Annotated in this window: 10 protein-coding genes; 5 read left to right on the forward strand and 5 right to left on the reverse strand. The window is 74.2% G+C overall.

The window, feature by feature from the left end:
• From AE652_RS22590 to AE652_RS48400, 3 genes are all read right to left on the reverse strand, one after another.
• Positions 1-1,238: MFS transporter (locus tag AE652_RS22590; RefSeq protein WP_049654373.1), on the reverse strand; the 1,238-nt coding region annotated here is incomplete at its 3' end.
• A gap of 168 nt (positions 1,239-1,406) precedes the next feature.
• On the reverse strand, positions 1,407-1,763 hold the full coding sequence (locus AE652_RS22595) for a metalloregulator ArsR/SmtB family transcription factor (RefSeq protein ID WP_049654374.1): 357 nt from the start codon (positions 1,761-1,763) through the stop codon (positions 1,407-1,409).
• A gap of 99 nt (positions 1,764-1,862) precedes the next feature.
• The gene (locus AE652_RS48400; RefSeq protein ID WP_053112192.1) at positions 1,863-4,964 is read right to left on the reverse strand and encodes a SpaA isopeptide-forming pilin-related protein; all 3,102 of its coding nucleotides are present in this window, start codon (positions 4,962-4,964) and stop codon (positions 1,863-1,865) included.
• A 331-nt stretch (positions 4,965-5,295) separates the two neighbouring features.
• Here AE652_RS48400 and hcp point away from each other — a divergent pair, with 331 nt between their 5' ends.
• Positions 5,296-6,966, forward strand: a complete 1,671-nt coding sequence (gene hcp / locus AE652_RS22605) for a hydroxylamine reductase (protein ID WP_049654376.1) — start codon at positions 5,296-5,298, stop codon at positions 6,964-6,966.
• Positions 6,963-7,994 (forward strand): 2Fe-2S iron-sulfur cluster binding domain-containing protein, encoded by a 1,032-nt coding sequence (locus tag AE652_RS22610; protein WP_049654378.1) that lies wholly within the window; start codon positions 6,963-6,965, stop codon positions 7,992-7,994. The genes hcp and AE652_RS22610 overlap by 4 nt, the downstream gene beginning before the upstream one ends.
• 42 nt (positions 7,995-8,036) lie before the next feature.
• On the opposite strand, the gene AE652_RS22615 is transcribed toward AE652_RS22610, so the two are convergent.
• Together AE652_RS22615 and AE652_RS22620 are read right to left on the reverse strand one after the other, a co-directional pair.
• Positions 8,037-9,470 (reverse strand): PTS transporter subunit EIIC, encoded by a 1,434-nt coding sequence (locus tag AE652_RS22615; RefSeq protein ID WP_049654379.1) that lies wholly within the window; start codon positions 9,468-9,470, stop codon positions 8,037-8,039.
• Positions 9,471-9,501: 31 nt separating this feature from the next.
• Positions 9,502-10,107 (reverse strand): MarR family winged helix-turn-helix transcriptional regulator, encoded by a 606-nt coding sequence (locus AE652_RS22620; protein ID WP_063780231.1) that lies wholly within the window; start codon positions 10,105-10,107, stop codon positions 9,502-9,504.
• 190 nt (positions 10,108-10,297) lie between these two features.
• Here AE652_RS22620 and AE652_RS22625 point away from each other — a divergent pair, with 190 nt between their 5' ends.
• The 3 genes from AE652_RS22625 to AE652_RS22635 all read left to right on the forward strand — a co-directional run.
• Complete coding sequence (locus tag AE652_RS22625; protein WP_049654381.1) at positions 10,298-11,497, forward strand: cytochrome P450; 1,200 nt, start codon at positions 10,298-10,300, stop codon at positions 11,495-11,497.
• 94 nt (positions 11,498-11,591) lie between these two features.
• Complete coding sequence (locus AE652_RS22630; protein ID WP_049654383.1) at positions 11,592-11,789, forward strand: ferredoxin; 198 nt, start codon at positions 11,592-11,594, stop codon at positions 11,787-11,789.
• A gap of 5 nt (positions 11,790-11,794) precedes the next feature.
• Positions 11,795-12,183: FAD-dependent oxidoreductase (locus AE652_RS22635; RefSeq protein ID WP_159028523.1), on the forward strand; the 389-nt coding region annotated here is incomplete at its 3' end.

Genomic DNA, 12,183 nt, shown 5'->3' on the forward strand with positions numbered 1-12,183 from the left:
GCCGCCGCCCCCGGCACCCCGCGCCAGGCGCGGGCGGCCAGCAGGCCGGAGGCGAGGGCGACGGCACCGAGGGCGACGGCGGCCGCGGTGAGGCCCAGGGTGGCACCGAGCCAGCCGGCCAGGGGGTAGGTGAGCAGCCAGCAGCCGTGCGAGAGGGAGAACTGGGCGGAGAAGACGGCGGGCAGGTCCTCGGCGGCCACCGAGTCGCGCAGGACGCGGCCGGTGGGGGTGAGGATCAGCGAGCCGGCCGCGCCGAGGACGGCCCAGACGGCGAGCAGGACGGGCCAGCGCCAGGCGCCCGGCCCGGCGGCCGTGAGCACGGCGAGCAGGGCGAAGAGCCCGACGATGCCGAAGGCCGCCGGGAGCATGACGATCCGGTCCGGCACCCGGTCCAGCACCCGGGGCAGCAGCAGCGCCACGGCCATCGACCCGGCCCCGTAGGCGCCGAGCGCGATCGGGACGTCGGTGGCGGGGCGGCCGAGCTGGCCGCGGACGTAGACGACGGTGTTGACGATCACCATGGCGCTGGCGGCGGCCGCCGCGAGGTCCAGGGCGAGCATCGCCCGCAGCCGGGGCACGGCGAGGAACAGCCGGGTGCCGCGGACGGACCTGGCGAGGACGCCGTCGCCGGTCCCCTCCTGCACCGACCGAAGCGGCTCCGGCCGCAGCGGCTTGGGCAGCACGGCCGAGAGCACCAGGGCCGCGGAGGCGAGGAACCCGGCGGCGGTTCCCCAGAACAGCCAGTTGTAGCTGATCAGCGCGAGCAGGGCGCCCGCCAGTACCGGGCTGACCAGGCTCTCGGTGTCGTAGGCGAGCCGGGACAGCGACAGGGCGCGGGTGTACTCGCGCTCCTCGGGCAGCACCTCCGGGATCACCGACTGGAAGGCCGGGGTGAAGGCCGCCGAGGCGGACTGCAGGACGAAGATCAGGACGTAGACCTGCCACACCTCGGTGACGAAGGGCAGGGTGAGGGCGACGGCGGCCCGGGTGAGGTCGGAGGCGGCCATCAGCCGCCGGCGCGGGATGCGGTGGGCCAGCGCGGTGACCACCGGGGCGATGCCGACGTACGCGAGCATCTTGATCGCCAGCGCGGTGCCGAGCACGGATCCGGCGCCCGCCCCGGCGAGGTCGTAGGCGAGGAGGCCGAGCGCGACGGTGGCGAGTCCGGTGCCCACCAGGGCGACGATCTGGGCGGCGAACAGGTGCAGATAGGTGCGGTTGCGCAGCACGGAGAGCATGAGGACCCCGCTCGGACTGGACGCGGTAGGACGACACGTCCAGGATAGGTCAACATGTGCACGCATGTGCACATGTTGACCGGAAAAGCGGCCCGGAAGGCGGCGAGGGGAAGGCGGCGCCGGGAAAGCGGCCCGCACCCCGGAGGGCACGGGCCGGTACGGATCCGCTCAGTCGTGCGGCGGGAGCTCGCCGATCTGGTGGTCGGCGACGCTCAGCGCCTCGTCGACCAGCCGGCGCAGATGGCCGTGGCGCAGCGCGTACACGACGCGGCGGCCGTCCTTGCGGGTGGTGACCAGGCCCGCCAGCCGGAGCTTGCCGAGGTGCTGGCTGACCGACGTCCGGGGGGCTCCGGCCGCCTCGGTGAGCGTGGTCACGTCGGCCTCGCCGGCGCTCAGCCGCTGGAGCAGCGCGAGCCGGGTGCGGTCCGCGAGCAGCGCCAGGATGCCGGCCGCGGCCTCCAGCCGCTCGTCGTCCCGTCGCTCCTGCGCATGGTGCGCACCTGACACCTGAAGGCTCCCGCTCATGGCGCCATCGTAGGGCCCAGGGCCGTCCGGGGCGCCGTCCGGGCGGGCCCGTGCCCGCCGAAGCGCGGAGGCTTCGGCGGGCACGGGCCGGTCATGCGGTCAGGCGTTCGCGCCCCAGAGGAAGCCCGGCACGGGCGTGAAGCGCACGTACGGGCTCCACTCGTCGCCCGGCGGGCAGGGGGTGGGCGGGCACGGCGGCGGCGGACACTTGCTGTCCTCGACCGTGACCGTCACGCACGCGTGGTCCCCGGTCAGCTCGACCCTGGTCACCGAGGGCCGCGACAGGTTGTAGCCCTCGGGCGGGGAGACCTCCTGCCAGTAGTAGGTGCCCAACGGGAGGTGGTCCGCCGAGCAGACGCCCGACGCGGGGGTCGTGCACGGCGGGCCGACGGCGGTGTCGGGGTTGTCCCCCGTGGTCTGCAGACCGGCCACGCCGTTGCTCTCCCGCCACAGCTGGAAGACGGCGCCCGCCAGCGGCTGCCCGCTGTCGGCGTCGACCTTCCTGACGGAGGTGGACCCGCTCGGGGCGGTCGGCGTCTGCGTGTCCTGGACGGGGACCTGGACGTTCGGCCGGCCCAGGTCGATGACGACGGTCGTCACCGGGGACTGGGGCAGGTCGTACCCGGGCGGCGGCACCGTCTCCTGCCAGTAGTACGTACCCAGTGGGAGGCCGGACGCCGAGCAGACGCCCGACGCGGGCGTGACGCACGGGGAGCCCACCGCCGTGTCCGGATTCGGGCCGGTGGCCTGCAGCCCCGGAACGCCGTTGGTCTCGTGCCAGAGCTGGAAGGTGGCGCCCGCCAGGGGCTGTCCGGTCGCGGCGTCGGTCTTCTTGACGGAGGTGGACCCGGTGGGGGCGGTCGAGTGGGTGTCCTGGACGGGGAGCTGGATGTCCTGCCCGTTGGTGTCGAGGACGACGGTCGTCACCGGGGACTGCGGCAGGTCGTACCCGGGCGGCGGCACCGTCTCCTGCCAGTAGTACGTACCCAGTGGGAGGCCGGACGCCGAGCAGACGCCCGACGCGGGCGTGACGCACGGGGAGCCGACCGCCGTGTCGGGGTTGGCCCCCGTGGTCTGCAGACCGGCCACGCCGTTGGTCTCGTGCCACAGCTGGAAGGTCGCACCCGCCAGCGGCTGTCCGGTGGCCGCGTCGGTCTTGGTGACGGAGGTGGACCCGGTGGGAGCGATGGTCTTGGCGTCGGCGACGGTGACCATGACGTTCTTCCCGTTCGCGTCCAGCACCACGGTGTTCACGTTGAGGTCGGGCAGGTCGTACCCGTCGGGCGCCGAGACCTCCTGCCAGTAGTACGTGTCCAGCGGGAGGCCCGACGCCGAGCAGACACCGGACGCCGGGGTCACGCACGGGGAGCCGACCGCCGTGTCCGGGGTCGCCCCGGACGTCTGCAGACCGGCGACGCCGTTGGTCTCACGCCACAACTGGAAGGTCGCCCCCGCCAAGGGCTGCCCGCTGTCGGAGTCGGTCTTGGTCACGCTCGTCGAGGCGGTCGGAGCGGCGGCCGGGGTGTCGGCGACGGTGACCGGGGCGCTCTGCCCGTTGGTGTTCAGCACGACCGTGGTCACGTTGAGCCCGGGCAGGTCGTACCCGGGCGGCGCCGCCGTCTCCTGCCAGTAGTAGGTACCCAGCGGGAGTCCGGACGCCGAGCAGACGCCCGACGCGGGCGTGACGCACGGGGAGCCGACCGCGGTGTCGGGATTGGCGCCCGTGGTCTGCAGCCCCGGAACACCGTTGGTCTCGTGCCACAGCTGGAAGGTCGCCCCCGCCAGCGGCCGCGCGGTGGCGGAGTCGACCTTGGTCACACTGGTGGACCCGGTCTCGACGACCGGGCTCGTGGTGTCCTGGACGGTGACCGGGACGGTCTGCCCGTTCGTGCCGAGGACCACGGTCGTCACCGGCGGCTGGGGCAGGTCGTACCCGGGCGGCGGCGCCGTCTCCTCCCAGTAGTAGGTGCCCAGCGGGAGGTCGGCCGTGGAGCAGACACCGTTGCGCCCGGTGGTGCAGGGGGCGCCGACCTTGGTGTCCGGGGTGGTGCCCGTGGTCTGCAGGCCGGCGACGCCGTTGCTCTCCTTCCACAGCTGGAAGGTGGCGCCCGCCAGGGTCTGCCCGGTGGCCGAGTCGACCTTGGTCACGCTGGTCGAGGCGGTGGGGGCCGGCGGGTTGCCGCACTCCGGGAGGTCGCCGTTGAAGGGGTAGGCGTGGAACTCGGTCCCGGTCATGCCCAGACCGGAGTTGTGCAGCAGCGAGCCGGTGGTGAAGAACCGTCCGTTCAGGCCGGGCAGGTTCATCGTGGCGGTGCTGGCCGGGTTGCCGACCAGCACGCTGCCCTGGAACTGCCCCGAGCCGGTCAGGGTGACGGTCGTCGCGGTGGGGAAGTTCCACAGCAGGCGCTCGCGCAGCTGGTTCCACGGGTCGGTGTCCGCGAGGCTGCCGCTGTAGGTGTTGATGGTGCGGGCGTCGCCGACGAGGTTGACCAGGACGGTCGCGTTCGCGGGGATGCCGGCGAAGGTGACCCCCTGGGTCCCGCCGCCGCGGCCGACGATGTCGAAGTCGACGTTGAAGACCTGGAGGGCGGAGGTGCCGTCGCCGGTGAACAGGGTCTGGTACCCCTGGTTGACGGCGGTTCCGGTGGCCGGGCGGGGGGTGCCGGTCCCGGCGTAGCACGCGCTGGCCGTCTGCAGCTCGCCGCGCAGCGGCGCGTAGGCGGCCACGGCCTGCGGGTCGTGGACCTTCGTGCCGGTGACGGTTCCCGTGGTGGCGCCCGCGTAGCGGACGACGCCGCCCTCGGCCAGGAGCGACTGCCCCGGGGCCACGGTGACGTTGCCGCCGGCGGTGAGGAAGTCCGCGCCGTTCGGCGGGGGGACGCGCGAGCCGACGCCGACGATGCCGATGTTGTACACGGAGCTGACCCCGGCGGCCTTGCTCATGTCGAAGTTGCCGAGGGTCACCACGTGCCCCTCGGCCTCGGCGGCCGAGCCCCGGACGTTGAAGTCGCCGCCGACGAAGACGTTCACCCCGGCGTCGCGGCCCGCGAAGGGGCCGTTGTTGACCGGGGGGAACGTCGCCGGACAGTCCGCGCCCAGGCAGGGCCCCAGGCCGCCCGGCAGGCCGGCCGCCTGGGCGGCCGACGGTGCGATGAGCGACATGCCGAAGGGGACGAGCGTCAGGGCCAGGGCGGATCCCATCACCCTGCCGAGCCTTCGTCTCCAGCCGACGGCGGTCGCCTGATTCTGACTGGGCTTCACCACAGTCCTTTCCTCATATGAACCGAACAACAGCCCTCGGAGTGTTCTCGTCGGAGCCCCGAGCAGCGGCGACCCGCCAGCCGTTTCGTCTGAACGCCGCGACACGTACACCCGATCGGACGCGGCGGACGCCGGGGCGACTGGGTCTCCCGACCCCGGATTGGGGCCCTCCGGCCCTGACGCGCCGTCAACGGCGGCCCCATCCTGGACTCGTCGAGGCCCCGTCCGCCCGCCGCCACCGAACGACACCACGAGTCCCCGGAGGACCCGCATGTTCTGCTACCAGTGCGAACAGACCGACCGCACCGGCGCCACCCCCGGCTGCGCCGGTCCGATCGGCAACTGCGGCAAGGACTCCCCCACCTCGGACCTCCAGGACCTGCTGATCCACGCGGTCAAGGGCATCTCCCAGTACGCCGCCAAGGCGCGCGCCCTCGGCGACCCTGATGACGAGGCGGCGGCCTTCGTCCTGTACGCGCTCTTCACCACGCTCACCAACGTCAACTTCAACCCCACCCGCTTCGCCGCCCTGATCCAGCTGGCCGTCGGCGTCCGGAACCGGACCAGGGACCGGTACGAGCGGGCCGCGCGCGCCGCCGGGCAGCAGCCGGAGACGCTCACCGGCCCGGCCGCCTGGGCCCCGGCCGCGGACCCCGGCGCCCTGGTCGGCCAGGCCTCGGGCGTCCGGGTGGACATCGGGCTCCCCCTGGTCGGGCCCGAGGTGGTCGGGCTCCGCTCGCTCCACCTCTACGCGCTCAAGGGCATCTGCGCCTACGCCCACCACGCCGACGTGCTCGGCCGCCGCAGCGCCGAGGTGCTCGGCGGCGTCGAGGACGCCCTCGCCTACCTGGCCGGCGAGCCGACCGACCCCGCCGAGCTGCTGGAGCGCGCCGTCGGCCTCGGCCGGCTCAACCTCGCGGCGATCGAACTGCTCGACGCCGCCAACACCGGCACCTACGGGCCCCAGCGGCCCACCGCCGTCCGCACCACCCCGGTCGCCGGAAAGGCCGTCCTGGTCAGCGGCCACGACCTGCGGGACCTGGAGGCCCTCCTGGTACAGACCAGGGGCCAGGGCATCAACGTCTACACCCACGGCGAGATGCTCCCCGCCCACGCCTACCCGCTGCTCAAGGCCCACCCGCACCTGGCCGGCAACTACGGCGGCGCCTGGCAGGACCAGCAGCGGGACTTCGCCGCCTTCCCCGGCCCGGTCCTGATGACCTCCAACTGCGTCATCGAGCCGCACGCCGCCTACCGCCGCCGGATCTTCACCGCCGGACCGGTCGGCTGGCCCGGCGTCCGGCACCTCGCCGACCACGACTTCCGCCCGCTGATCCAGGCCGCCCACGCCCTGCCCGGGTTCCCGGAGACCGCCGCCGAGGAGGAGGCCGTCACTGTCGGCTTCGGCCGGGACGCCGTGCTCGCGGTCGCCGACCAGATCGTCCACGCGGTGCGGCAGGGCGACATCCGGCACTTCTTCCTGATCGGCGGCTGCGACGGCCCCACCCCCGGCCGCGACTACTACACCGACCTCGCCCTCGGCGCGCCCCGCGACAGCGTGGTGCTCACCCTCGGCTGCGCCAAGTACCGCTTCAACCGGCACGACTTCGGCGAGATCGCGGGCCTGCCCCGGCTGCTCGACCTCGGCCAGTGCAACGACACCTACTCCGCCATCCGGATCGCCACCGCGCTCGCCGACGCCTTCGAGTGCGACATCAACGACCTGCCGCTCACCCTGGCGCTGTCCTGGACCGAGCAGAAGGCCGTCGCGGTGCTGCTCACCCTGCTCGCGCTGGGCATCCGCGACATCCACCTCGGCCCCTCGCTGCCCGGCTTCCTGACCCCCGCCCTGGTCGAGGAACTGGTGAAGCGGTTCGGCCTGCGGGTTACCGGCGACCCGGCGGCCGACCTGGCCGCCGCGCTCGAACGGACGGCGTCGTGAGCGCGGGGCACGCCCACCCCGTCCCCCTCACCACCAGCGACGGCGGCCGGCTGGAGTTCGACTGCGCCCCCGGCCGCAGCGTCCTGGAGGCCGCGGCGGAGGCCGGCGCCGCCCTGCCCGCCTCCTGCCGCCGGGGCACCTGCGGTTCCTGCCACGCCTCCGTCACCGACGGACCGTACGACCTCGGGCCGCACAGCGACCAGGCCCTCCCGCCGGACGGGCGCGAGCACGGCGAGGTGCTGCTCTGCCGCACCTTCCCGCGCGGTCCGCTGACCGCCGCCCTGCCGTACGAGCAGGCCCGCGTCCTGCACGGCGCCGTCCCGGTCCGCGCGGCCACCGTCACGGCGGTGGACCCGGTCACCCCGGACACCGTGCGGCTGGAGCTGCGCCTCGACGACCCGGACTGCCAGTTCGACCCGGGGCAGTTCATGGAGCTCCAGACACCCGGCAGCGAGGTGAAGCGCGCCTACTCCCCCGCCAACACCGGCAACTGGGAGGGCCGGCTGGAGTTCTACGTCCGACTGCGGGAGGGCGGGCACTTCTCCTCCTACCTCGCCGACCGGGCTCGCCCGGACGACCGGCTCACCGTGCACGGCCCCCAGGGCGCCTTCGGCCTGCACGAGACCGGCCTGCGGCCGCGCTGGTTCCTGGCCGGCGGCACCGGCCTGGCCCCGCTGCTGGCGATGGCCCGCCGGATGGCCGAGTGGCAGGATCCGCAACCCGCCCGGCTGTTCCTCGGCGTCAACGAGCCGCGGGACGTCTTCGGACTGGACGAACTCGCCGCCGTAGCCGCCGAGTTGCCCGGCTTCCGGTACGAGGTCTGCGTCCGCTGGCCCAGCCCCGACTGGTCCGGCCCGACCGGCACCCCGGCCGACCTGCTCGCCGCCGCGCTGCCCGAACTCGGCGGCGCCGCACCGGACCTGTACGTCTGCGGCCCGCCGCCCCTGGTCGACGCCGTGCTGCGCACCGCCGCTTCGGCAGGGGTGCCGGCCGAACAGGTCCACCGGGAGCGCTTCCTGGCCACCTGACCGCCGGACCGCCGCCGATCCGCTTCGGCGGCGACCCGGCGGCTACTCCGAACCCTTCTCCGGGGCAACGGCGTTGTACTCGGCGAGGGTCTCGCGGGTGAAGCCGAAGAACCAGGTGGCGAGGAAGCCCGCGAGGTAGCCGGTCAGCAGCCCGCCGCCGTAGACGGCGGCGCTCGCGAGGAGCCCGTGCGGGCCGGCCAGGAGCGGGAAGAGGGCCCAGCCGGAGGGGCCGATGGCGGTGGAGCCGACGGCGTCGCCGAGCTGTCCGGCCACCCCGATGAAGGCGCCGCCGGCCGCGCCGCCGACGCAGGCGGTGACGAAGGGGCGCCCCAGCGGAAGGGTGACGCCGTAGACCAGGGGCTCGCCGACGCCGAGCAGGCCGGCCGGGAGCGCGGACCTGATGGTGGCCCGGATCGAGGCGTTGTGGCGCAGCCGCAGGTAGACCGCCACCGCGCAGCCGACCTGTCCGGCGCCGGCCATGGCGAGGATCGGCAGCAGGACGGTGGAGCCCTGCTGCTGGATCAGGGTGGTGTGGATCGGGATCAGCGCCTGGTGCAGGCCGAGCATCACCAGCGGCAGGAAGAGGCCGCCGAGCACGAGTCCGGCGAGCAGGCCGCCGTGGGCGAGCAGCCAGGTGGCGGCGTGGCCGATGGCGGTGGAGACCTCCCCGGCGAGGTACATCAGGCCGAACAGCGCGGCGAGCCCGCCGAGCAGGACGGTGACGGTGGGGGTGACCAGGACGTCCAGGGCTGCGGGCACCAGCCGGCGGGTCCAGCGCTCCAGGTGGACGGCCAGCAGTGCGGCGCCGAGCGCGCCGACCACGCCGCCCTGGCCGGGCGTGAGGTGGTGGCCGAAGGCCTCCACCTTGGCGACCCCGGCGTAGACGATCACGCTGGCCACCGCGCCGCCGAGCACGGGCGTGCCGCCGAACTCCTTCGCCGTGTTGTAGCCGACGAAGACCGCGATCAGGGACATGAACCCGGAGGAGACCGGGCCCAGGGCGGTGACCAGCGCCGGTGCCCAGCCGAGGTTGGCGAGCGCCCCGGAGAGGCCGGCGACGATCCCGCAGCCGATCAGGGCGGGGATCAGCGGGACGAAGATGTTCGCGATCCGGCACAGCGCCAGCTTCACCGGGGTCGCGTTGCGCACCCGGCCCTGGGCCCGGATGCGCTCGCCGCGCCCGGCGAGGTCCTCGGCGGTGGGGGCGGCCGCCGGGCCGGGGGGCTCCAGGAGCCGGCGCAGCCGCTCGGTGACCCCGGCGACGGCGGCGGGCCCGAGCACGATCTGGTAGGTGTCGTCCTCGACCGTGCCCAGGACCTCCGGCAGCGCCCGGAGCGCCTCGGTGTCGACCAGGGCGCGGTCCGCCAGGCCCAGCCGCAGCCGGGTCATGCAGTGGGCGACCGAGCGGATGTTGGCGGCGCCGCCGACCAGCGGGAGGATCGCCTCGGCCACGGCGCGGTTCTTCTCGTCCGACATGCCGGAGGACGTACCCGGGCGCTCCCCCGGCTCAACCGCCTTGGTACGCGGCCGTTCTGGGCCCCGTGGCCGGAGCCGGTGCGCCGGCGGCGCCGTCCGTCCGGTCCGGGAGCGGGTCGTCGTCGGCCCCCGTGGCGCGCACCCGGTGCACGTACCGGTCGATGAGGTGGCGCAGCACGGTGGCGGTGGTGACGACGTCCGCCTCGGGGATGCCGTCCAGCGCGTCGGCGAGCCCGATGATGTTGGCCTGTTTCAGGCGGTCCAGCACTTCCCGTCCGCCGCGGGTGATGGCCACCTGGCGGGCCCGCCGGTCCTGCGTGTCCTGGCTGCGTTCCACCAGCTGCTGGCCCTGGAGGCGGTCGATCTGGCGGGTGACGTGGGAGGGCTTGACCATCAGGCGGTCGGCCAGGTCGCTCACCCGGCTGGCCTCCGCGCGCTCGGCGAGCGCGCGCAGCAGGTAGACGTCCGAGCGGGCGGCGGTGATGCCGGCCTTGGCGGTGCGGCGCTCGTGCTCCTGTGACCGTGTCAGCAGGTAGGCCAGGGTGGCCAGGACGTCCTCCAGGCCGTCCAGGCCGTTCGGGCCCTGCGGCCGGCAGGCGGTGGTCCGGTCGTCTTCGGCGTCTTCTTCGTCCGACATGGGGGAACTGTAGCGATCCGGTCCGGGCGGCGGCCGGGACGGGGAGCCGGCGCCGGGTTTCGGACAGTTTCGGCCGTCACCCGATCCGCCCTTTCGCCACCACGGAACGCGAGTTAGCGTGACTTTCAGTTAGTTGCTTTGGGCACGTAACTAGGTGCCCACGGCTCGACTCCCGGAAGGGGATCCACCGATGGCCACCGCCGAGAAGACCCCCCGTTTCACCCACCCCGCCGCCCGCGGCACCTGCCCGTTCGCCCCGCCGCCCGCGTACGAGCAGGCCCGACAGGAGGAGCCGGTCAGCCGCGTCACCCTGTGGGACGGCTCCACCAGCTGGCTGGTCACCCGCCACGAGGACGTCAAGGCCGTCCTCTCCGACGCCCGGTTCAGCTCCGACTCCACCCGGCCCGGCTACCCGTTCATCAGCGCGGGCGCCCGGCAGCTGAACACCGGGCGGCCGACCATCATCCGGATGGACGCCCCGGAGCACACCCACTTCCGCCGGATGCTGACCGGCGAGTTCATGATCAAGAAGGTCGAGGCGCTGCGCCCGGAGATCCAGCGGATCGCCGACGACCTGCTGGACCGCATGACCGACGGACGCTCCGGCGCCGACCTCGTCCACGAGTTCGCCCTGCCGCTGCCGTCCCTGGTCATCTGCCTGCTGCTCGGCGTCCCCTACCAGGACCACGACTTCTTCCAGGAGTGCAGCCGCGTCCTGCTGCGCCGCGACTCCGCCGCCGAGGACGTCGCCGACGCCCAGGCCAAGCTGGTCGACTACCTGATCGGGCTCACCGAGACCAAGCGCACCCACCCCGACGACGGCATCCTCAGCCGCCTGGTGGAGCGCGGCGAGCTGAGCACCCAGCAGATCGGCGACATGGGCCGGCTGCTGCTGATCGCCGGACACGAGACCACGGCGAACATGACCGCGCTCTCCGTGCTCGCCCTGCTGCGCAACCCCGACCAGCTCGCCCACCTGCGCGAGCACCCCGAGTCCGTGCCCGGCGCGGTCGAGGAGCTGCTGCGCTACCTGACCATCGTGCACTCCGGCGTGACCCGGGTCGCCGCCGAGGACGTCGACCTGGGCGACGTGCGGATCGCGGCGGGCGAGGGCGTCATCTGCATGGTCAACACCGCCAACCGGGACGATCGGGAGTTCCCCGACGGCGACGAGCTCGACCTGACCCGCGACGCCCGCCGCCACCTGGCCTTCGGCTTCGGCGCCCACCAGTGCCTGGGACAGCCGCTCGCCCGGCTGGAGTTGCAGATCGCGCTGGCCACCATCCTGCGCAGACTGCCCGGACTGCGCCTGACCGTACCGTTCGAGGAGGTCCGCTTCCGCGGCGAGATGCTCATCTACGGCGTCCACGAGCTGCCGATCGCCTGGTGACCCGGGCTCCCCCGGGAGCCCCCGGAACCACACCAACCCACCTGCCCCGCACCGGAGTCCACACCGCCGGGGCGCCCGTTCCGAAAGGAAGACCATGCTCGTCCGGATCGACCAGGAGAAGTGCTGCGGCGCCGGGCACTGCGTGCTCGCCGCCCCCGACGTCTTCGACCAGCGCGACGAGGACGGCATCGTCGTCCTGCTCGACGCCCGACCGCCCGCCGAACTCCACCAGGCCGTCCGGGACGCCGCCGCGGTCTGCCCAGCCTCGGCCATCACCCTGGACCAGGCGTGACCGCACTGCGGGACGTGGCCGTGGTCGGCGCCGGCGCGGCCGGGCTGCACGCCGCCGAGGCGCTGCGCCGGGCCGGCTACGACGGCCGCCTCACCCTGATCGGGGCCGAGCCCGAACCGCCGTACGACCGGCCGCCGCTGTCCAAGCACCTGCTCGGCGGGGAGTGGCAGCCCGACCGCCTGGCCCTGCGCGGCCCCGAGGCGCTGGAGGAGCTCCGGCTCGACCTGCGCCTCGGGGTCCGGGCCGAGCGGCTGGACCGCCGGGAGCGGACCGTCCGGCTCTCCGACGGCGGACGGGTGCGCTGCGAGGCCGTCATCGTGGCCACCGGGGTCCGACCGCGCCGGCTCCCGGGCGCCGACGCTCCCCGGCCCGGGGCGCACGTGCTGCGCACCCT

Source organism: Kitasatospora sp. MY 5-36, assembly GCF_001182915.1.
Taxonomy (GTDB): Bacteria; Actinomycetota; Actinomycetes; order Streptomycetales; family Streptomycetaceae; genus Kitasatospora.